Source organism: Adlercreutzia equolifaciens DSM 19450 (assembly GCF_000478885.1).
Classification (GTDB): Bacteria; Actinomycetota; Coriobacteriia; order Coriobacteriales; family Eggerthellaceae; genus Adlercreutzia; species Adlercreutzia equolifaciens.
Genome location: NC_022567.1, coordinates 1,527,768 through 1,547,653 on the forward strand (window position 1 = coordinate 1,527,768; position 19,886 = coordinate 1,547,653).

Sequence of the window (19,886 nt, forward strand, 5' to 3'; positions counted from 1 at the left end):
CCCCTCTTTAGGCCTTCTCGATCTTGCACAGGTTGGAATGGACGCCGTTGCCCTTGGAAATCGGCGTTGGGCGCGAGGACGTCAGCACCGAGATGCAGCCGCCCAAATCGAGCACGCTGGGGTCGCCGATGGTAGCGCCGTCGCGGGTCTCCGGGTCGTACCAGGCGCCCTGGGGCACGCTGACCACGCCGGGCATAATGCGGTTCGTCACCTTCGCGGTCATCTGGGAACGGCCGCGCTCGGTGGACACAATGACGGCGTCGTCCTGGTTGATGCCGAGCGCGGCGGCGTCGCCCTCGTTGATCCAGCACTGCTGCGGGGCCACCGAGCTCATCCACGGCACGTTGCCGTAGGAGGAGTGGGTGCGCGTCTTGGTGTGGTGGCCGATGAGCTGGAAGGGGTACTCCTCGCGCAGCGGATCGCCGAAGCCCTCGAAGTTCTCGTACCAAATGGGCAGCCCTGTGATTTGGTCGCGGCCGTCGTCGGGCACGTACCCGCCGCCGGTGAGGTCCCACTGGCGCGACAGGTTGTAAGCCTGCTTCGAGAACACCTCGTACTTGCCCGAGGGCGTGGCGAGCGGGCCCTCCGGCGCGGCGATGGCCGGCGTGTGGTCGTCAGTCTGCTTGATGAGGCCTGCGGCGCGGAACTCCTCGAAGGTGTCGGGCAAGTCGTCGCCGGCCGCCTTCCCCTCGTTGTAGCACCACTCGATCCAGTCGAGCTGGGTCTTGCCCTCGGTGAACTCGTCCTTGATGCCGAGCGCGTCGGCCAGAAGGGTGCAGATCTCGTAGATGGGTTTGGCCTCGAACAGAGGCTCGATGGCCTTCGACTCGCAGCAGATGAAGCCGGTCCAAGCGGTACCGCCAGTGGTGAGATCGTCCTCCTCGAAGGGCGTGGTGCCGGGCAGGATGATGTCGGAGGCCATAGCCGTCGGCGTCATCCACGGGTCCACGGTGACGATCATGCGCACGCCGGAGTCCTTTTCATCAGGCAGGTTGTAGATGCGGAGCGAGTCGTTGATGTCGGCGTGCTGGCCCATCATGACATTGGATCCGTAGTTCCAAATGAACTTGATGGGGGCCCTAAGCTTCAGGGTGCCGGGCTCCTCGGCGTAGCTGGTGACACCGGTCTCATCGATGGCGCGGATGCCCCAGGTGGCGTCGTTCATGACCGTGTAGTCTTCGATGGCCTGATACCAGTCGAAGAACGAAACGCACACCCCCACCGTGTTCTTCTCGGGGAAGCACGGGATAGCCGTGGGCGTGGCGAAGGGAACGCCGCCCACGCCCTCGCGGGCGCCGGTGCCGCCGCCGGAGATGCCCACGTTGCCGGTGATGGCGGCGATCATCGCGATGGCGCGGGAGTTGTTGCCACCGTTGGAGTGGCGCTGCGGACCCCAGCCCTGAATGGTGGCCGTGGGGCCGTCCATGTACAGGTCGGCCAGCTCGCGGATGGTATCGGCCGGAACACCGGTGATGCCGGCGGCCCACTCGGGGGTCTTCTCGCCGGTGCCCGCATAGGCGCCGGTGCCAGCGAGGTAGGCCTCGTAGGACATATCCTCATCGATGGTGAGCGCGCCAGACTTGTCGAGCCCCATGAAGGCGGTGCTTGTGGGCTCGGCCGCTTTCACATCGTCGGCGAAGCTGTCGGAGAAGAAGCCGACGAACTTGTCGCGGATGAGCTGCTCGTCCAGCTTGCCGGCGCTGAACAGGTACTGGATCATGCCGGCCACGAGCGCCATGTCGGTGCCGGGGCGGATAGGGATCCAGCGGTTGGCCACGCCCACGGCGGTGTCCGACAGGTGCGGATCCACCACTACGATGGTGGCCTCGGGGTTTTGCAGGCGCACCTGGGTGAGCAGGTACTGCATGGCCGAGCCAGACATACGGGTGTTGGCCGGGTTGTTACCGAACAGCACGATGTTCTTGGAGTTCACGAGATCGGTCACCTCGTTGTTCGACCAGGCGTCGCCGTTGAAGAGCGGCATCTCCCAGGTGATCTGACCGGTGGAGTAGTCGGCGTACTGGCGCAGGTAGCCGCCCCACAAGTTCATGAGACGCGCGAACATGGTCTGGTCGGGGTGCCACGACTTCGACACCGTACCGCCCAGCACGCCGGTGCCGTACTGGATGTAGAAGGCGTCGTTGCCGTACTCCTCCTTGATCTCCTTCATGGTGGTGGCGATGAGGTTGATGGCCTCGTCCCAGGTGATCTCCTCGTACTTGCCCTCGCCGCGCTTGGTGCCCTCGACGCGCTTCAGCGGCTTCTGGATGCGGTCGGGGCTGTAGATGCGCTGGCGGTTGGTGCGGCCGCGCACGCAGGAGCGCATCTGGTAGATCTTGCCGGGGCCGAACTCGTCGTCGCCGTCAGAATCAATGTCGATGCGCACGACCTGGCCGTCCTTCACATAGGCCTTCAACGGGCAGCGGCTGCCGCAGTTCACATGGCATGCAGACCAGCTGACGGTGTCGTAATCGAGCGGATCGCCGCCAGTGGCGGGCAGGCTGTCTGCGGCCGGCTCCTCCTGCTTGGCGGCCGGCGCGCAGCCGGTCAGCGCCACGCCGACTCCCGTCGCCCCGGCCAGGCCGAGGAACGACCGGCGGCTGATCTTGCCGAAGGTTTGCGCAGTCTTTCCCATAGACTCCCCTTTCCTCTTCTTGTTCGGGGCCCGAAGCGGAAGTCGGGCCCTCCCTCGGAAAGAAAGTCTACGCGCGCGAGCATGGAACCTCCATGGGTATTTGGTTCATTTTTCCTTAGGAATTTCTTATCGAATTATTGCATCCCAGGTGAAAGGACGATTTGACCATCGGCAGGCGGCGGAAAGATACAGGTTGAATTTTAAAAGGATCAATTCGTCGCCCACGATCCAAGTTCGATCCCGTAATGACACGAATCCAGATAGTAAATGCCACTTCGGCCCCGTTATGGCGCCCCCATCAGAGTGAAAATGCCACTTCAACCCAGTAATGGCAAGATCTGGTCGAGAGATCTTGCCATTACTGGGCCGAAGTGGCATTTACTGATCCGAGAGCGAGACCTCTCGTGCGAGACGGTAGATGAGAGGAGCGCTGCTTCTCACGATTTCGGTGAAATAGTCGAGGTCAGATGCGGTGAAGCCTTCGATTGAACGCCATTGGCACTGGGGAAGGAAACACGTTGCGGAACAGAAGCCGCCATCGATGGGTCGTTCGATGGAAACCTGCACGGTTTGATCTTCCAGTATGTTCGAGTGCGCTATCTGCGTGTCGTCGGCAAGCTTGATATAGTTGTACATCATGAGCAGGCCTCCGTGATCGGGAACTCACGTCTTGGACGTCATTGTAGCACGCACTTTGGGAGCGCCGCCCCATCATCCTACGAAGCATAATCCGATTCGAAACAAGAGCTCCTGTTCAACTCTATTTCGATTTCATCCATAAGATCCTGTCGAGAATGAGAGTCCATCTTCTGATAAATACGTCGAATGTAGGTACGCACCGTGCTTTCAGAGATGAAGAGCTCTTTCCCGATATAGGAAGCGGTTCTTCCCGAGGCAAACAGTTCCATGATACGTTCTTCCCGCGACGAAAGACCGTATCTGTTGGCGATGGCGTGGCAAGCAGCGGGCACGGAAAGCGAGGTGCCCTCCGAATCGGTCTCCTTCACTGCCCGATCGGACGCTGCGCTTGACGACCGGCGAAGGGCCATCATCCCCCGGAACAGCATTACGGTCACGTACAAAAGCCAAAGTGCGATAAGTGCAAACAGAAGATTGCTCAGCGACGAGGCGCCCAGAAAAGATGCCGCAGTTCCCAAAAGCCTGCCGATCAGAACCGAGCCCCGCAACAAACCAAAAGAGAGCGCGAAGGCAGCCAGAAAGATCGAGCCCGACTCGTATCCCTCGCGCGCGAAATAGACCCACACCAGCACCTGCACCACCGTGAAGCTCGCCCGAATGCATACCCCGATGTCCACAATGCCGTCTGGGGAAAGAAGAGACGCCGCAAGCATTATGCCCGCAAACACCGGAAGCACCACCAGAGTGGACGTTTCAACAGTCAGATCGATATCGAAAAAGGCGATGCCGAGCAGAATAACGAGTGCCACAACAGCGGCGATGTCTGCCATAACGTACAGTCCGCTCGAAGACGCGGCGCCTTCCACGAAAAGCTGCGTGGCGACTCCGCACAGCAACGCGAACACCATGGCAGGCACTACGATTGGGCGCATCAAAAACCAGACCGCTCGTAAGCGGTTATGGCTACTGTCCGCCTCGCCTGTCCGCTGGGCGGCTCCCTCCCCGATCGGCGGGACGCCAGCACCAGCCTCGGACTTCGAAAGGTCTCTTTCCTCCCGCGCGAACGATTCCCTCACGGAAAGTTCAGGGCAGCTTAGGCAGGTGAAGAAAAGCAGCAAGCTGCCGACCATCAAGGCTAGGGAATCCACTTGAGCCAAAGCATCGGGCGCAACCCAGGTTGCCGCAACGGCGATACCGTGAGACACGATAAACGCTCCGATAATGCAAACTTGCGTGGCGCGAGGGCGGAACCGAGAGAAAACGATCATAGCCGCACAGAGGAACAATGCTGTCGCGGCACCTGCGCACATTCCGCACGCGACCGCGCCAAATGGGGCCGCAAGCCCAACAGACTGCAGGCCAAATGCGCCCAGCTGGAATGCCATAGCCGCAAGAGCCATTTTCTTTTCCGACAGCAACACGCGCGTAGCAACAAGGCCAATGGCGCAGAAGCTCGCAATTTCCGCCACGCGGGATGCCCAATGGGACACATCGCCGCCATAAAACCAGTTCTCCCACAAGAGAAAGCACCCGCACCAGAACAGCGCCAGCCCCAAGCCGTGCAGAGCCAATGCCCACCCGAAGGTGAAGCCGGCATCGTTGTTCTTGGCTGTATTCCACAATTTCATAAGGTATTCATTACAGCATATGCGGCTCTTCAGGAACAGTCATCAGTTTCTGGGGACAGCACTCACCTCGTGTTTTGCCTAACATCGGAGCAGCGGATTTGGAAATCGGAATCTGCTAAGCCAACAATGTCGCACCCGAGCGACAGCCAAAAAGGAGGAGAATATGGGAACCGACAACAGCATTTCTCGCCGCAGCTTCATTGGGGCGGCCTCCGCCGCCGCAGCGGCGGCAACAATGGCCGCACTGGCCGGTTGTGCCCCCACGTCCAAAGAAGAGAGCCTCGCTTCCACCGACCCAACATCGTGGGACGAGGAAGCCGATCTGGTCATTATCGGCTGCGGAGGATGCGGTTCTTCGGCCGCCATCAGCGCAGCTGAAAACGGCGCCTCGGTCATCGTGTTGGAGGCAGCAACCACCATGGGCGGCTCAGCCGTGCTTTGCGCAGGCTCCTTCGTTGCTGCAGGCACCAAAATGCAGGCAGATGCGGGAATCACCGATGATCCCGACCTTTACCTGAGCGACGTGAAGGGCTTTCTCGGCGACGCGACCATAGAGCGAGCAGGAGACGACTGGAAGCTTTTCGAGATGCAGGCCCGGGAAGGAGCGGCCACGGTTGACTGGCTTCAAGCCATGGGCGTCGAGTTCAACGGCCCCCTTCCCTATCCGCTCCATAGCGCCGATCGCCTGCACGTGTTGACGCCTACGGCGGGCGAGTGGCCTAAGGCGTTGCAGCCCAGAATGGAAGAGCTGGGCGTCCAAGTGCATTTTCGAACACCAGCTGAACGCCTCATTACCGATGAGAATGGGCGAGTGGCAGGCGTGGCTGCAAGCGGGAGGAAATATCGGGCAAATAAGGGCGTCCTTATTGCCGCTGGCGGCATGGATTCCAATGTCGAGATGAAGAAAAAATACTACTCCAGCGCCATCGCCGGTATCGCAGCGGCCAACGGGTTCAACGACGGTAGTGGCTACAAGATGGCCCAAATGGTGGGTGCCGATATTACCGATCTCACAGATGCGACGAGCAACCTCATGAGAACCTCCGGCCCCGGACCGGACGCAGGCATCACGCAAAAGCAGAAGTGGATGCCTTACGGGCTTTCGAATGCAGGCGCCATTCTTGTAAACAGCGCGGGCGAGCGCTTCTGCGACGAGGAGCTGTCGGATAAAGACCTCATCCCTCTCTGCGAGGCCCAGCCCGATCGACAGTGCTGGATGGTCTACGATGAGGCCGTAGCGCGCAACTTCCGCGACTTCCCCAACATGATCGTATCCTCCCTGTCGGGGGTGGGCTGGGGCACCATAGAGGACTTCATCGAGCGAGGGGGGATTGTAACCGGCGATACCATCGAGGATGTCGCCGCGCAGGCCGGCATCGATGCAACTGGCCTCACTTCCCAGATCGATAAGTGGAACAAGGCGTGCAAGGACGCCATTGACGAAGATTTCGGACGCAAGACCTTCGGACGCGAGGAGGCCGGTACCCTAGGCGCCGGGCTTTCAACGCCGCCCTTCTATATTCACGGCCCTATTCACGCCGAGTGCAACCAAAGCTGGGCGAGCTTGGCCATTACCGAAAACTTCGAGGTAAAGAATGTCGAAGGCGACGTGATTCCCGGCCTGTACAGCGGCGGCCAAATGGGCCACGGGCTCTCCCCCATCGCCGGCGGTGGCCATGGCGGCACTATGTGCTGGGCATTCACATCAGGGCGTCTTGCCGGCAAGCACATTGCCTCTCTGTAACACTGCGCATAATTAATTACATACTCTTTACAATTAATTTATAGTCGACAACCCTCCCCATTTGCGCCCAGCGCTTATCGCACTGGGCGCATCTTTTAAAGGCTGCGTTCTCCTACAGCAAGTCCACAGGGTCGATGTCGACGGCGGCGTTGACGGCGGGGTTTACCTTGCGGGCGCGGAACAGGCGCACCAGCGGGGCCGAGAGGTCGTCGCCCAAAGGCGCCTTCACGACGATGTGGTAGCGGTAGGTGTTGCGCAACTTCGCGAGGACGCAGGGAACGGCGGGCAGTACCGTCCAACGCTCCCCCACCTCGTTGCGGATGAGCTCGGCCAGCTGGGCGTGCAGAAGCTCGGCCTCGGTAGCCACGGCGTGCTCGTCGGCACCCCACAGAAGCACGTTGGCCATGCGCACGTAGGGCGGGTAGCCCAGAAGCTTGCGCTTGGGCAGCTCGGCGCGCAGGAACATCCCGCGGTTGTAGGTGGCGGCGGCGCGGATGGCCACGTCGTCGGCCTCGTAAGTCTGCACCATGACGCGGCCGTCCAGCTCGGCGCGGCCGGCGCGGCCTGCCACCTGCTCGATGAGCTGGAAGGTGCGCTCGCCGGCGCGGTAGTCCGGCAGGTGCAGCTGGGTGTCGGCGTTGATGACGCCCACCAGCGTGACGTCGTCGAAATCGAGCCCCTTGGCGATCATCTGGGTGCCGAGCAGCACGGCGGCATCGGCGGCGGCAAACGTTTCCAGCAGGGCCTGGTGGGCACCTTTAGCTTGGGTGGTGTCGGCGTCCATGCGGATGATGGGCACGCGAGGCCCCACGCCGGGCAGCCCGTCGAGCAGCTGGCGCAGCTCCGTTTCCACGCGCTGGGTGCCGGCGCCGAACTTCTTCAGGTAGGGGCTGCCGCATTCTGGACACACGGGAGGCGCGGCCACCGTGTGCCCGCAGTGGTGGCAGACGAGCTTGGCGCCCTGCTCGTGGTAGGTGAGCGACGTGGAGCAGTGCGGGCATTCGGGCACGAACCCGCAGTCGCGGCACAAAAGGAACTTCGCGAAGCCGCGCTGGTTCAGCAGGAGCACCGCCTTGCGGCCGCGGCTCAGCTCCTCCCCGAGGGCCCGGGTGAGGCGTCCCGAGAACATGGCCCGGGAACCGGAGGCGAACTCGGCGGCCATGTCCACCACCTCGATGGCGGGCATGGGACGGCCGTTGGCGCGGGCGGGGAGTGCCGCCGCCGTCCAGCGCGGGTTCTTGTTCACCTGGTAGAGGGACTCGATGGAAGGGGTGGCCGAGCCGAGCACGAGCGCGCCGCCGGCCCGGGCCATCATCCACTCGGCCACGTCGCGGGCGTGGTAGCGCGGCGAGGAGTCCTGCTTGTAGGAGCCCTCGTGCTCCTCGTCGATGACGACGAGCCCCACGTTGGCCGCGGGCGTGAACAGGGCGCTGCGGGCCCCCACGACGACTTTGGCCGCGCCGCTTTTGATGAAGTCCCACTGGTCGTAGCGCTCCCCGTCGCTCATGCGGGAGTGCATGACGGCCACGGCGTCGCCGAAGCGGCCGCGGAAGCGGGCCACGGTCTGGGGGGTGAGCGAGATTTCCGGCACGAGCACGATGGCGCGGCGCCCCTCGGCGAGCGTGCGCTCGATGGCCTGCAGGTACACCTCGGTCTTGCCGGAGCCGGTGACGCCGTCCACGAGCACCACGCGCCCGTCGCCGGCGGCCCGGGCGGCCTCGATGGCGGCGACGGCGGCCTGCTGGCCCTCGGTGAGCTGCGGGGCGCTAGTGGCGGACGAGGCGGTAACAGAGGCGGCGGCCGCGCCCTCCATGCCGCGCATGCGGCGGCGGCGCTCCACTGTGACGGCCCCCTTGGCGGCCAGCGCCTTCAACGTGGAGCCCACGGCGCCGAACTCCCGTGAAAGCTCGGCCACGCGCACATCTCCCGCGGCCACGACGGCCAGCACCTCCTGCTGCTTCACGGCGTTCTTACGGGGCGTGAACTCGTCGAAGGCCGGCCCGCGCGTGACCCAGCGGTCGTCCACTTCCCCGATGGCCGGCTCCTCGACGCGCCAGCGCCCGTCGCGGCCCCGCACGATGCGCGGCACGGCCCGCGGCGGCGTGAACAAGCGCGCGCATTCGGAAAGCGGCGCGGCGTAGCGTTCGGCGAGCCAGAGCGCGCAGGCCGCCCCCTCCTCGTCGAAAAACGGCGCCGAGAGCACCGCTTCCACCTGCTTGAGATCGGCCGCCGACTGGGGCGTCCCCCACAGGTCGGTGCCCTCGTCCGGAGAGGGAACGACCTCTTCCAGGCCCACAATGTAGCCCACGGCCTTGCGGCCGCCGAGCGTCACGAGCACGGCGCAGCCCACCGCGGCCGGACGCCCCCCTTCCCCGACGAGCATCTCGTCGGGAACCGCGTAGGAATAGGGGGTGTCGAGAGCTTGGGTAGGAATGTCGACTATGACCGAGGCAATGTTCATGCCCGCCAGTATACCGCAAGCCTACACCGTGAGGTCGGCGTATTGGAAGGGGATGAGGCGGGCGAGGTCGTCGGGGTTCATGCGGATTTGGCAGCCCACCTTGCCGCCCGAGAAGTGAATCGTATCGAAGAGTTGGGCCGTCTCGTCAACGAAGGTGGGAAAGCGCTTCTTCATGCCGATGGGCGAGCAGCCGCCGTGCACGTAGCCGGTGAGCGGCAGAAGCTCGCGGGCCTTGATCATGGCGATGGCCTTCTCGCCGGCCGCCGCGGCCGCCTTCTTCAGGTCGAGCTCGGCGGCCACGGGCACGAGGAACACGTAGTAGCCGCCGGACTTGCCCTGGGTGACGAGGGTCTTGAAGACGGCGTCGGGATCCTCCCCCTGCGAGCGCGCAATCTCCTCGCCGGTCATCGTGGGCTCGGCGTCGAAGAACAGCTCCTCGTGGGGAATGCCCGCCGCGTCCAGCTCGCGCAGGGCGTTGGTCTTGTGGTCCTTGGGAGGGCGCGCCATCAGCGACGGCCCTTCTTGCGCTTCTTGGAGCGGGCGGCGTCGGCCGCGGCGGCCTCTTCCAGCTCGCGGTGCTGCACCTGGGCCTTCCACGCGAACAGGCAGCCGGCGGCGAAGCAGAGCAGCCCGACGCCGATGGCCGAGCCGACCCAGACCGCCCCCATGCCCATCCAGAAGTCGATCGGGTACATGGAGATGAGCAGCGAGTCGTAATTGAACGTCCAGGTGCCGTCCACGAAGAACAGCGAGTGGAAGGCGGCGAACAGGCCGTTGAAGTCGATAACGCCCCACAGCCCTAGTACGACGAGCACCGCCAGAAGCAGCGCCGGCCCCATGCGCAGCATGAAGGCCAAAGCTGCGAACTGCTTGCGAAAACCGAGCACCAGCGCGATGATGAGCGCCGCCACGCCGATCATGCCCAGATAGGAACTCAAGCCCGTAATGAGCCCGTTGCAGTCCTCCAAGTGGCTCACCGCATCGGCGTCCAGGGCGTAGCGGTCGGACACCTTCGCCAGCGCGTCCATGGTTTCAAGCGCCGTGCCATCGGAACCAGCGGCCGCGCCACCGTCCGCGGCCATCGCGCCGCCCTCCCCTTCCGCATCGCCAAGAACCTGCTTTGCCTGCTGCGTCCACTGGGAGTACTTGGGAGCTCCCTCGGCCGAGGCCTCCCGCGCCGCCGCCACCACGTCGGCGGCCAAAGACTGGCGGGCCTCTTCCATGCTCGAGTGGGCGTCCACGGTGAACGCGCGGGTCTCCTGCGCCAGCGATACCAGCTGCTCGTGGGTGTAGGGCGAATCCGCCCCCGTGCTCACGGCGCCGGCAAGCGAGGCGGTGGTCACCGGCAAGCAGCAGGCGGCGAACCCGCACACGAGCAGGGTGACGGCGAGCACCGTGGCGCCGATGCCGGCGAGAATGCTATCGGATCCCATTTACAGCTCCAGCCCATCGGGCACGTCGCAATCGACCCAGATAGTGGCCGCGGTCATGCCGTCGTTGGTCTTCGAAATCGTCGGATGCGGCCCCAGCCGGCTGAAGACGCCTTGGAAGTGGCCGTTGTACAGGTACAGCCCGTTCAGATTGTTGTAAGGTACCGGCTCGCTTTCTACGGCGCCGTCGGGCGCCTCGTTGATGCCGCGGTCCGGCGGCAGCGTGTCGGTCTTGAAGGGGCGGATGTAGCGCTGCACAATGAAGGGGTAGCCGGCGCGCTCGTTGGCGAACTCGTCGATGACGCGCTCCCACTCCTCCTGACTCACCTCGCAGCCGGCGTACACGTTGTCGGCGCCGTAGTGGTCGGTGGGCTTGATGATCCACTCCTCGCGGTTGGCGCGGATCTGGTCGATGTTCACCTGATCGTCGTTGAGGAAGGCCGTCATGGGCACGGTCTCCTCCACAAACGCGATCTCCTCTTCGGTGAGGAAGGCCTGGGTCTCCGGCGCAAAGAGCACCTCGAACAGCTGCTTGTCGTGGACGATGTGCCCGGAGAACGCCCCGATGAGCGCCACCTTCCGCGCCCGCACGGCGTTGATGAGGTCCTGCGAGTCGTCCCAGAACTCCAGCACGTCGTTGGTGACCGAGCGCCGCCAGATGGCGTTCACGGGCAGCCCGTCGGGTGTCGTCAGCACCTCGCCGTCGAAGGACAGCTCGCGCACGTCGGCCACGACGCATTCCACGCCGGCCTCGCGGAACTTCTCGGCGAAGATGTGGAACTCGTCCACCACGCCGTTCTCCAGGTAATCGCAGATGGCCACGCGGGGGTTCTCCACCTTGAAGCGGTAGGTGCCGTAGATGTCCATGAAGGCGCGCACCCAGGGCATGAACAAGTCGCAGCCCTGGACGGCGTGGTTCTCGGCGAAGGTGCGGAAGGTGTCGGAGCCCACGATGGAGTTCGTGATCTCGCGGTTCTCGTTCATGCCCGCGCTGCCGTCGCCGTTGAACTCGCAGAAGTGGATGCGGTAGTCGTCCTCGTTCAAGAACGTGTCCACGCGGGCGAAGGGCAGCACCGAGTCGTAGTCGCGGGGCAGCAGTATGAGCTCCACGAGACGCTCGTCGAAATCGAACAGCTTGCGGTACTCCTCGTCAGCCCGGTAGCGCTCGATGACCTTGCAGAGGATGCGGTGGCTCGTCTCGGCCGTGCGCTTCATGACCTCGTAGGTTTTGCGGTTGAACAGGCGCGGCACGAAGGAGGAGGCCACCACCTGGTGGTGCACGATGGCAGTGGAGTCCTGCATGTAGTTGAACGCGGCGCGACGGCTCTCGATGTCGCCGTCCAGCTCGTCGATGATCTGGAAGTACTCGCGGGTGTAATCGGCATTGCTTGGCATGAGGGCTCCGTCCTTTGGGCTTTTGTGCATTTGAATAAGTGTAGCACGACCGCCGCGAAGCGCGGGCAACGCGTTGGAAAGCCGTTGGCTGCCGAGGCGGCCAGACCCGTCAGCGCGGCCCTATTCCAAGGAGAAGAAGCGCTCCTCGCCCACCAGACGACGCACGTCGTCCACCATTCCATCGATATCGCGACCACCGTCCTCCCCCAAAAACCAATGGAAGAACACCGCCCCCACGCCGCCCACGTAGAAGCGAATGAGGTTGTCGAGCGCCGCGGTATCGCGGAACGCGGGAAGAACGCCCTGCGCTATCACACGGGATCGGATCGCCGGCACGAGCGCCTCGACGACCCGATCGAGCGGCGCCTCGGCGAAAACGCTTCGAAAGAATTCCCGATCCGCCAGAAACAAGTCGGCCACCCGCTCGAGCGTCTCGCGGAGATTCACGGCCATGGCCGACCCTTTGGAAACCGGCATCAGCGCTGCCGCCACCTGGTCGGCGATCTGCCGGATCTCCTCGGCCATCAAGTCGTCCAGGCCGCGGTAATGCAGGTAGAACGTCTTGCGATCGATGTTCGCCTCGCGGGCCAGCGCGCTCACCGTGATGTTGCGAAAGCCGTCCCGTGCCACAAGCGCGCGGAAGGCGCTGTGAATGGCGTACCGGGTGCGCCGTACCCGGCGATCGGTGCATGGGACATCGAAATCACGGCTCATAACCCACCTTTCAAACGGTCTTCTCACTATTATACATCTTGTTCATTTTTCTGCACTTGTGGTCAAGTTGTCGCCCAACGGGTGGCAACTCCGTTACGAAGAGACACTAAAGCGGAAACAAGCGGAGAGGGAAGGGAATAATTTCGGCAACACCCGAGTACCTCGCGCGCGGGTAAGGCTAGGGCGACAGAGAAGGCGCCGTGCCGCGAGGCATCGATTCGACCGGACTCAATTGAGAGGAGAAACCCATGAGGCCAACAGAGAGAGCAAAGCAAGCGCTGGCCTACAAGCTCGTCGATTATCTGTGCGACGACCCTGAGAACAACATGGCGACCATCATGGGCAAAATCGACGTCCTCGCTCCGGCCAGCCTGTTCGCCGAGCAGCGCGCCGCCTTCTCGGACGCCATCAAGAACAAGACGAACATGTACCAGCTCATCATGCGCGTCATGGACTTGAACCCCGAGGTGCGGGCCGATCTGCTGAAGACCTTCATCGTGGACGCGAACTTCCTCGCCTGGGGCAAGCAGGAGAAGATGCGCGAGCGCCATCAGTGCAACATCCCCTGGGCCATCCTGCTGGATCCGACGAGCGCCTGCAACCTCCACTGCACCGGTTGCTGGGCCGCCGAGTACGGACACGCGTTGAACCTCGCCTATGACGAGATCGACTCCATCATCCGCCAGGGCAAAGAACTCGGCGTGCATGTGTACATCTACACCGGCGGCGAGCCCCTCGTGCGCAAGCGCGACCTCATTCGGCTGTGCGAGGCCCATCCGGACTGCGCGTTTCTGTGCTTCACGAACTCCACGCTCATCGACGAGGAGTTCTGCCAGGAGATGATCCGCGTGAAGAACTTCGTGCCGGCCATCTCCGCCGAGGGCGACGAGGCGGCCACCGACGGACGGCGCGGCGCGGGCACCTACGCCAAGGTGGACGCGGCCATGGATCTTCTCGCGAGCCACGGGCTGCCCTTCGGCGTGTCCATCTGCTACACCCACGACAACGCGCACTCCGTGGCCTCCGACGCGTACTTCGACTGGCTCATCGACAAAGGGGCGCTCTTCGCCTGGATCTTCACCTACATGCCCGTAGGCAAGGGCGCGCCGACCGAGCTCATGCCCACGCCGGACGACCGCAAACTGCTCTACCATTTCAACCGTCGCGTGCGGGCGGAGAAGCCCATCCTGACGCTCGACTTCCAGCACGACGGCGAGTTCGTCGGCGGCTGCATCGCCGGAGGACGCCGCTATCTGCACATCAACGCGGCAGGCGATGTGGAGCCCTGCGTGTTCATCCACTACTCCAACGCCAACATCCGCGAGCAACCGCTGCTGGAATGCCTGAAGAGCCCGCTGTTCATGGCCTACTACGAGGGCCAGCCCTTCAACGACAACTTGCTGCGGCCCTGTCCGATGCTCGAGAATCCCGACTGCTTGGAAGAGATGGTCGAGAGGAGCGGCGCCCACGGCACCGACCTCGTGGAAACGGAAAGCGCCCACGAGCTGGCCGAGAAATGCCGTCCGGCGGCCCGGGCGTGGGCGCCCGAGGCCGAGCGTCTGTGGACGGACGGCGCCGACGAGCGCGCGCCCTACCGAGCACGCCAGTTCTGCGGCATGGCCGACACCGACAAGGCGAAGTTCGCGCGGCTCGGCCGCACCATGCACGGGGCCTTCAATCCGGACCGCCCCGTGGACGAGATGGCACTGGAGCCGGCGCTGGCCGATGAGCTGAGATGCGCCCTAGACGAGGGAGCCCTGCTCTCCCAGGCCGACGCCGCCGCGGCGGAGCAGGCCGTGGATGGCGCCGCCGAGAGGGCCGAGAAGGCCGCCGATGAAGTTACCGCGTAGGCCGACTCCTCCCCTTGCGCCCGCTCCTTCGAACCGTTATCATACTTGATCGCGCGCCCGCATCGGACGCGCGATCTGCATTATCCAGAGTCGGGGTAGAGAGTTGGCTCGATGATCCCGACACCAACCTGACGCGTCCCTCACCTGAGCGCCAAGGTGGTCCGGCCAACACCGATAAGAGAGGACTCTTATGGCTGAAAAGCACTCATCGTACCTGTTCACGTCCGAATCCGTCACGGAAGGACACCCGGACAAGATCTGCGACCAGATTTCCGACGCCATTCTGGACGCCATCCTGGCCAAGGAGATCGCCCTGGCCGAGGAGGGCTACATTGCACCCGACGGCAACCCGGCCGACCCGGCGAAGATGCGCTGCGCCTGCGAGACGCTCGTCACCACGGGCACCGTCTTCGTCACCGGCGAGATTCGCACCCAGGCCTACGTGGACGTGCAGTCCATCGCGCGTGACGTGGTGTGCTCCATCGGCTACGACCGCGCGAAGTACGGCTTCGACGGCAATACCTGTGCCGTCATGAGCTCCATCCACGAGCAGTCCTCCGACATTGCCCAGGGCGTGGACGAGTCCTTCGAGGCCCAGCGCGACGAGGCGGCCGCGGCCGACCCCTACGAGACGATTGGCGCGGGCGACCAGGGCATGATGTTCGGCTATGCCTGCAACGAGACGAGCACGCTCATGCCCATGCCCATTTACCTGGCCCATCGCCTCTCCGAACGCCTGACCGAGGTGCGCAAGAACGGCACGCTGGAGTTTCTGCGCCCCGACGGCAAGACCCAGGTGTCCGTGCGCTACATCGACGGGGCGTCCACGGCGGTTGAGAAGGTGGTCGTGTCCACCCAGCATTCCGAGGACATCGAGCAGGACGCCCTGCGCGAGGCCGTCATCGAGACGGTCATCCGCCCGGTGTTCGAGGCCGAAGGGGTGGCGCTCGCCGACGACTGCGAGATCTACGTGAACCCCACGGGCCGCTTCGTCATCGGCGGCCCTATGGGCGACGCCGGTCTCACCGGCCGCAAGATCATCGTCGACACCTACGGCGGCATGGGACGCCACGGCGGCGGGGCGTTTTCCGGCAAGGACTGCACCAAGGTGGATCGCTCAGCGGCCTATGCGGCGCGCTGGGTAGCGAAGAACGTCGTGGCCGCGGGACTGGCCGACCGCTGCGAGGTGCAGATCGCCTATGCCATCGGCGTGGCGAAGCCGGTGAGCGTCATGGTGGAGACCTTCGGCACGAACCATGTCCCGGAAGAGGATATCGAGCGCGCCGTGTCCGAGGTGTTCGATCTGCGCCCCGGCGCCATCATCGACGAACTGGACTTGCGCCGCCCCATCTACCAGAAGACAGCGGCCTACGGCCACTTCGGCCGCGAGCTTCCCGAGTTCACTTGGGAGAAGACCGACCGCGTCGACGCCCTGCGGGCGGCCTGCGGGGTGGAGTAACCTGGCTGCGGCTCTCCCGGCGGGGAGACGCGCAGCATTCTGATTCGCTCTGCTGCGGCTCTCCCGGCGGGGAGCCGCACAGCATTCTAATTCGTCCAGGCAGTCCTCGCTGGCCGCTCCTTCCATAGGGGGCGACCTTGGTCGCCCCTCGCGACAGGCAACGTCTCTCCGGTTGAGAGGGGCGACCAAGGTCGCCCCCTACGAAGATTGACCTGCAGCGGAACTCGCTCGGTCAAGGCATCCCCGCGCCTCCCCAAATGATCTAGGGCGATTGAAAAGAACCCCAGTTGAGGCCCTTTTATTCCTTCATTCGATCTGCCTGCTCTTGCGGAAGTCTTCTTCCCTACTCTGTCTACTCGCTCTCTCGGAAGACGGTGGCGGCGACTCTCGCTATGCGGCGGCCCGTGTCGTCGGTGACGTCCGTGGTGTAGAAGCCGAGGCGGCGGCCGGACTTGTCCGCGGTGCACGTGGCGATGAGGCGGGTGCCCCTCGAGGCGCTGAGATATTCGATGGTGCTCGATACCGACACGCTCGGGTTCCCGCCGGTATTGCTGGCAATGGCCAAGGCGAAATCGGCCAAAGTGAAGATGGCGCCGCCCATGACGTTGCCCAGCGCGTTGCGGTGGTGGTCCTGGATGTCCAGCTCGCACACGGCGTGATCGCGCGATCCTTCCACGATGCGACAGCCCGCGTGCTCGGCGAACCGGTCGTGACCGAAGAAGCCGTTCAGCTCTTCCAACGTCGGATGATCGCTCAACTGCTTTGCCATAGGAATCCTTTCCCTCCGGTCAACCTTCGTAGGGGGCGACCTCGGTCGCCCCTCATCAGCAGGAAAAATCTCTCTGGTTGGAAGGGGCGACCAAGGTCGCCCCCTACGGATCTAATGCACTGGCATCCACGCAGGTGGCTGCCCTTACCCCTGCGCGACCGGGGTGGCGGTAGCAGCGAAGAGCTCAAGGTACTGGCCGTTGCTGACCGTGACCGTCTGCTCGCCGCCGGGAATGACGTACTTGGTGTCCACAATGGAGTCGTCGTCGAAGTCGAGGTTCTTCATGACGAAGGCCGCCGAGTCCTCGTCGGTCTCGCCCTCGCCCACCGTGGCCGCGGTGATGGTGTAGCTGCCCGCGGGGATATCGATGCCCACACGGTAGCAGCCGTTGGTATAGGGCGCCGTCGGGTTAGTGGAGGTGGAAGGAGCCGGGTACATGGTCGCCTCGTCGCCGGGATCGAACACGATGAGATCGCCCTCGTCCAAATCGACGAAGTAGTTGCCGAAGTACTGCACGGAATCATCGAGGCTGTAGCGGCCGTCGTCCCCGTCGAACACGTAGTAGTGGGAGAGCTTCTCGTTGGAACCTTCCAAGTAATACAGGCCGGCGGGAATCTGACCCTGGGGCCCTACGGTGTAAAAGCCCTTGACGCAAACATCGCCCTCCCCCGGCTCGCCCGCCGCGACGCCGTCAGCTTCGAACACCGAGGCGATCTCGTCCAAAGTGAAGCCGCCGTAGGGCGAGGCGTCCTCGTCGGTGCCGTAGCTATCCTCGGGAGCCCACATGTCGGTGTCGCCGAAGTCGTAATCGTAGTTGTAGTCGTAGCCGTCGTCGTAGCTGTTGTAGCTGTCGTAGCTGCTGTCGTAGTCGGCCAGGGCCATGATGCCCACGCAGCTGGCGCAGCCGCCCATGCCGACGACGAGGCCCACGGCCAATCCCAGCAGAAACCACGGCCAGCGACGCTTCTGGTTGGGGTTGGGCGGCTCGTAGCCCGGATAGAAGTTCTGCGCCGGCGCCGGCGGCACCGGGGGCTGATTGCCCGCGCCGTAGGTGCCATAGCCTGCGGCATCGTAGGGCGCGTAGGTCGGCTGCTGGGCCGCGGCCTGAGCGTAGGAGGCGTAGGGCTGCCCAGCGCCGGCGGCCTGCCCATAAGGAGCGTAGGGCTGCTGAGCGGGCTGTGCCGCAGCGGCGTCGTAGTAGGGCTGCGTCGGCGCCGTCGCCGCAGACGCCGGCCACGCGACCTCGGGGGACACCGCTGCGGGCGCAGGCGCGGCCTCGGGCTGGGGCGCCGATGTCCCGAAGGCGGCAAAGGGGTTCTCGGGCGCGGCCTCAGGCTGGGGCGCCGGCTGTTGGGGCACGGCCTCGGGCTGGGGTGCCGGCTGCTGGGGCTCCGGCGCGCCGGAAGCGCTCGGGGTGTTGCTATTCTCGTCCATGGTCTTCGACCTTTCTGGTTTGCGCGCCCGCTAGTTGGCGCGCTCGCTGAACACGGTTTCGGTGACGCCGTCGATGCGGGCGACGATGTCGGCGGGATCCATCAGCATCATGGCCTCGAACAGAGGCGGCGACACCATGTTGCCGCACACGGCCACGCGCAAGGGCTGGAACAAGAGCTTCGGCTTGAGCCCCGCCTCCTCGCCGGCGGCACGGCAGAGCTCCTCGAGCGCCTCGGCGTCCCACGGGTTGTCGTCGTTAGCGAGAATGCCGCGGCAGATGGCGAGCGCCTCATCGGCCCGTGCGCCCTCCTTCAGCAGCACCTTCTGGACGCTCTTCTCGTCGAGCACCACCGAGTCGCCCCAGAACAGAAACGCCAGCTTGGCGGGAATCTCGTCCAGGTGCGCCAGGCGCTCGGCAACAAGCGGGTACATGGCCTCGTAGAACTCGCGATCGTCGTCCACGTCGGCCAGGCACGCCTCCCAGGTGTCGGCGTCCACGCCCTCGCCGGGCAGATGCAGCTCGCGGGCGGCCGCTTCCGCCTCCTCTTTGGTGGGCGTCGGCACGACGGTGATGCCGTCCGGCACGTTCGACCCGTCCAGGTTGGTCTGGGCGAGCCAGGGCTTGGCGGCATCGACCCAGGCGGCAGCGCCCATGTCGCGGATATAGACGCCGTTCATCCAGTCGAGCTTCTTCTCGTCGAAGATGGAGTGCTTCTTCGTGATGCGATCGAGCGAGAAGGTGCGGCACAGCTCCTCCGGCGGGATGATGGTGGTCTCTCCGTCGAGCGACCAGCCGAGCAGCGCGAGGAAGTTCACGAGGGCGTCGGGCAGATACCCCCGGTCGCGGTACTCCTCCACGTTGGTGGCGCCGTGGCGCTTCGAGAGCTTCTTGCCGTCGGGGCCCAAGATCATGGACAGGTGCGCGAACAGCGGCACCTCGGCGCCGAGCGCCTCGTAGATGAGCACCTGGCGCGGGGTGTTGGAGAGATGATCGTCGCCGCGGATGACGTGGGTGATGGCCATGTTCACGTCGTCGCAGACCACAGCGAAGTTGTAGGTGAACGTGCCGTCGGTGCGGCGCAGGATCATGTCGTCCATCACATCGATGGGGAAGCTCATGTCGCCGTAGACGGCATCCTTGAACGTGACCGGACCGTGGTCGTCGGGCACTTTCAAGCGCCAGACATGGGGCTCGCCGGCAGCGACGCGCGCAATGGCCTCGTCGGCCGGAATGGCGCGACAGGTGCGATCGTAGCCCGCGTAACCCCCCTCGGTTTTCTCGGCGGCCTCGCGCTTGGCGTCCAGCTCCTCCTTGGTGCAGAAGCACGGGTAGGCGGCGCCGGCGTCGATGAGCTTCTGCAGCGCTGCCTCGTACGTATCGGTGCGCTGGGTCTGGAAGTAGGGGCCGCAAGGTCCGCCCACCTCCGGGCCCTCGTCCCAATCGAGGCCCATCCACTTCAGCGCGCGCAGAATGATCTGGGTGTTCTCCTCGGTGGAACGCTCCGGGTCGGTGTCCTCGATGCGCAGCACGAAGGTGCCTCCGGTAGCCCGGGCGAAGGCCCAGTTGTAGATGGCAGTGCGGGCGCCGCCGATGTGCAGCTTGCCGGTGGGAGAAGGCGCGAAGCGGACGCGCACGGGCTTGGTCGTGGTCATGGGTTTCCTTCAGTCCTCGGGGTCGATTCAGGTAATAGCGCCAGTATAGCACGGGGGCTGAGCCATCATTCTTTG

General features: G+C 64.3%; 14 protein-coding genes. 3 read left to right on the forward strand and 11 right to left on the reverse strand.

The features are described from left to right. Positions 1 to 7 precede the first annotated feature (7 nt). The 3 genes from AEQU_RS06200 to AEQU_RS06210 all read right to left on the reverse strand — a co-directional run bounded on the left by AEQU_RS06200 (position 8) and on the right by AEQU_RS06210 (position 4,902). Positions 8 to 2,635 (reverse strand): DMSO/selenate family reductase complex A subunit, encoded by a 2,628-nt coding sequence (locus tag AEQU_RS06200; protein WP_022740071.1) that lies wholly within the window; start codon positions 2,633 to 2,635, stop codon positions 8 to 10. A 378-nt stretch (positions 2,636 to 3,013) separates the two neighbouring features. Then, positions 3,014 to 3,274, reverse strand: a complete 261-nt coding sequence (locus tag AEQU_RS06205; RefSeq protein ID WP_022740072.1) for a hypothetical protein — start codon at positions 3,272 to 3,274, stop codon at positions 3,014 to 3,016. A 77-nt stretch (positions 3,275 to 3,351) separates the two neighbouring features. Beyond that, positions 3,352 to 4,902 (reverse strand): helix-turn-helix transcriptional regulator, encoded by a 1,551-nt coding sequence (locus tag AEQU_RS06210; RefSeq protein ID WP_022740073.1) that lies wholly within the window; start codon positions 4,900 to 4,902, stop codon positions 3,352 to 3,354. A 163-nt stretch (positions 4,903 to 5,065) separates the two neighbouring features. On the opposite strand from AEQU_RS06210, the gene AEQU_RS06215 reads away from it, so the two are divergent. After that, positions 5,066 to 6,646: an FAD-dependent oxidoreductase gene (locus AEQU_RS06215; protein ID WP_022740074.1), complete on the forward strand. Its 1,581-nt coding sequence runs from the start codon at positions 5,066 to 5,068 to the stop codon at positions 6,644 to 6,646. Between the two features lie 112 nt (positions 6,647 to 6,758). Here the strand turns inward: AEQU_RS06215 and priA are convergent, their stop codons facing one another. From priA to AEQU_RS11895, 5 genes are all read right to left on the reverse strand, one after another. Continuing rightward, positions 6,759 to 9,107 carry a replication restart helicase PriA gene (gene priA / locus AEQU_RS06220; protein ID WP_022740075.1) on the reverse strand — a complete coding sequence of 783 codons (2,349 nt, stop codon included), beginning with the start codon at positions 9,105 to 9,107 and terminating at the stop codon, positions 6,759 to 6,761. Between the two features lie 21 nt (positions 9,108 to 9,128). Further along, positions 9,129 to 9,614 (reverse strand): Cys-tRNA(Pro) deacylase, encoded by a 486-nt coding sequence (gene ybaK, locus AEQU_RS06225; RefSeq protein WP_022740076.1) that lies wholly within the window; start codon positions 9,612 to 9,614, stop codon positions 9,129 to 9,131. Continuing rightward, entirely contained in the window at positions 9,614 to 10,540 is a 927-nt protein-coding gene (locus tag AEQU_RS11890; RefSeq protein WP_022740077.1) for a lipoprotein intramolecular transacylase Lit, read from the reverse strand. Before AEQU_RS11890 ends, ybaK begins: the two co-directional genes overlap by 1 nt. Beyond that, the gene (locus AEQU_RS06235) at positions 10,541 to 11,932 is read right to left on the reverse strand and encodes an ATP-grasp domain-containing protein (protein WP_022740078.1); all 1,392 of its coding nucleotides are present in this window, start codon (positions 11,930 to 11,932) and stop codon (positions 10,541 to 10,543) included. 120 nt (positions 11,933 to 12,052) lie between these two features. Next, positions 12,053 to 12,646 (reverse strand): TetR/AcrR family transcriptional regulator, encoded by a 594-nt coding sequence (locus AEQU_RS11895; RefSeq protein WP_022740079.1) that lies wholly within the window; start codon positions 12,644 to 12,646, stop codon positions 12,053 to 12,055. Between the two features lie 248 nt (positions 12,647 to 12,894). Here AEQU_RS11895 and AEQU_RS06245 point away from each other — a divergent pair, with 248 nt between their 5' ends. Together AEQU_RS06245 and metK are read left to right on the forward strand one after the other, a co-directional pair. Continuing rightward, positions 12,895 to 14,496, forward strand: coding sequence for a radical SAM/SPASM domain-containing protein (locus AEQU_RS06245; protein WP_022740081.1), 1,602 nt, complete (start codon positions 12,895 to 12,897; stop codon positions 14,494 to 14,496). A 190-nt stretch (positions 14,497 to 14,686) separates the two neighbouring features. Beyond that, entirely contained in the window at positions 14,687 to 15,955 is a 1,269-nt protein-coding gene (gene metK, locus AEQU_RS06250) for a methionine adenosyltransferase (protein ID WP_022740082.1), read from the forward strand. A gap of 352 nt (positions 15,956 to 16,307) precedes the next feature. On the opposite strand, the gene AEQU_RS06255 is transcribed toward metK, so the two are convergent. The 3 genes from AEQU_RS06255 to gltX all read right to left on the reverse strand — a co-directional run bounded on the left by AEQU_RS06255 (position 16,308) and on the right by gltX (position 19,811). Further along, positions 16,308 to 16,724: a PaaI family thioesterase gene (locus AEQU_RS06255; RefSeq protein ID WP_022740083.1), complete on the reverse strand. Its 417-nt coding sequence runs from the start codon at positions 16,722 to 16,724 to the stop codon at positions 16,308 to 16,310. Between the two features lie 144 nt (positions 16,725 to 16,868). Then, the gene (locus AEQU_RS06260; RefSeq protein ID WP_022740084.1) at positions 16,869 to 18,158 is read right to left on the reverse strand and encodes a hypothetical protein; all 1,290 of its coding nucleotides are present in this window, start codon (positions 18,156 to 18,158) and stop codon (positions 16,869 to 16,871) included. Between the two features lie 30 nt (positions 18,159 to 18,188). Beyond that, on the reverse strand, positions 18,189 to 19,811 hold the full coding sequence (gene gltX / locus AEQU_RS06265; protein ID WP_022740085.1) for a glutamate--tRNA ligase: 1,623 nt from the start codon (positions 19,809 to 19,811) through the stop codon (positions 18,189 to 18,191). Positions 19,812 to 19,886 lie beyond the last annotated feature (75 nt).

Excerpts from the sequence above, each read along its gene's own strand:
- AEQU_RS06255 (WP_022740083.1), bottom strand. The coding sequence starts at position 16,724 with ATGGCAAAGCAGTTGAGCGATCATCCGACGTTGGAAGAGCTGAACGGC.
- AEQU_RS11890 (WP_022740077.1), bottom strand. The coding sequence starts at position 10,540 with ATGGGATCCGATAGCATTCTCGCCGGCATCGGCGCCACGGTGCTCGCC.
- ybaK (WP_022740076.1), bottom strand. The coding sequence starts at position 9,614 with ATGGCGCGCCCTCCCAAGGACCACAAGACCAACGCCCTGCGCGAGCTG.
- gltX (WP_022740085.1), bottom strand. The coding sequence starts at position 19,811 with ATGACCACGACCAAGCCCGTGCGCGTCCGCTTCGCGCCTTCTCCCACC.
- AEQU_RS06235 (WP_022740078.1), bottom strand. The coding sequence starts at position 11,932 with ATGCCAAGCAATGCCGATTACACCCGCGAGTACTTCCAGATCATCGAC.
- AEQU_RS06205 (WP_022740072.1), bottom strand. The coding sequence starts at position 3,274 with ATGATGTACAACTATATCAAGCTTGCCGACGACACGCAGATAGCGCAC.
- AEQU_RS11895 (WP_022740079.1), bottom strand. The coding sequence starts at position 12,646 with ATGAGCCGTGATTTCGATGTCCCATGCACCGATCGCCGGGTACGGCGC.
- metK (WP_022740082.1), top strand. The coding sequence starts at position 14,687 with ATGGCTGAAAAGCACTCATCGTACCTGTTCACGTCCGAATCCGTCACG.
- AEQU_RS06245 (WP_022740081.1), top strand. The coding sequence starts at position 12,895 with ATGAGGCCAACAGAGAGAGCAAAGCAAGCGCTGGCCTACAAGCTCGTC.
- AEQU_RS06215 (WP_022740074.1), top strand. The coding sequence starts at position 5,066 with ATGGGAACCGACAACAGCATTTCTCGCCGCAGCTTCATTGGGGCGGCC.
- priA (WP_022740075.1), bottom strand. The coding sequence starts at position 9,107 with ATGAACATTGCCTCGGTCATAGTCGACATTCCTACCCAAGCTCTCGAC.
- AEQU_RS06210 (WP_022740073.1), bottom strand. The coding sequence starts at position 4,902 with ATGAAATTGTGGAATACAGCCAAGAACAACGATGCCGGCTTCACCTTC.
- AEQU_RS06260 (WP_022740084.1), bottom strand. The coding sequence starts at position 18,158 with ATGGACGAGAATAGCAACACCCCGAGCGCTTCCGGCGCGCCGGAGCCC.
- AEQU_RS06200 (WP_022740071.1), bottom strand. The coding sequence starts at position 2,635 with ATGGGAAAGACTGCGCAAACCTTCGGCAAGATCAGCCGCCGGTCGTTC.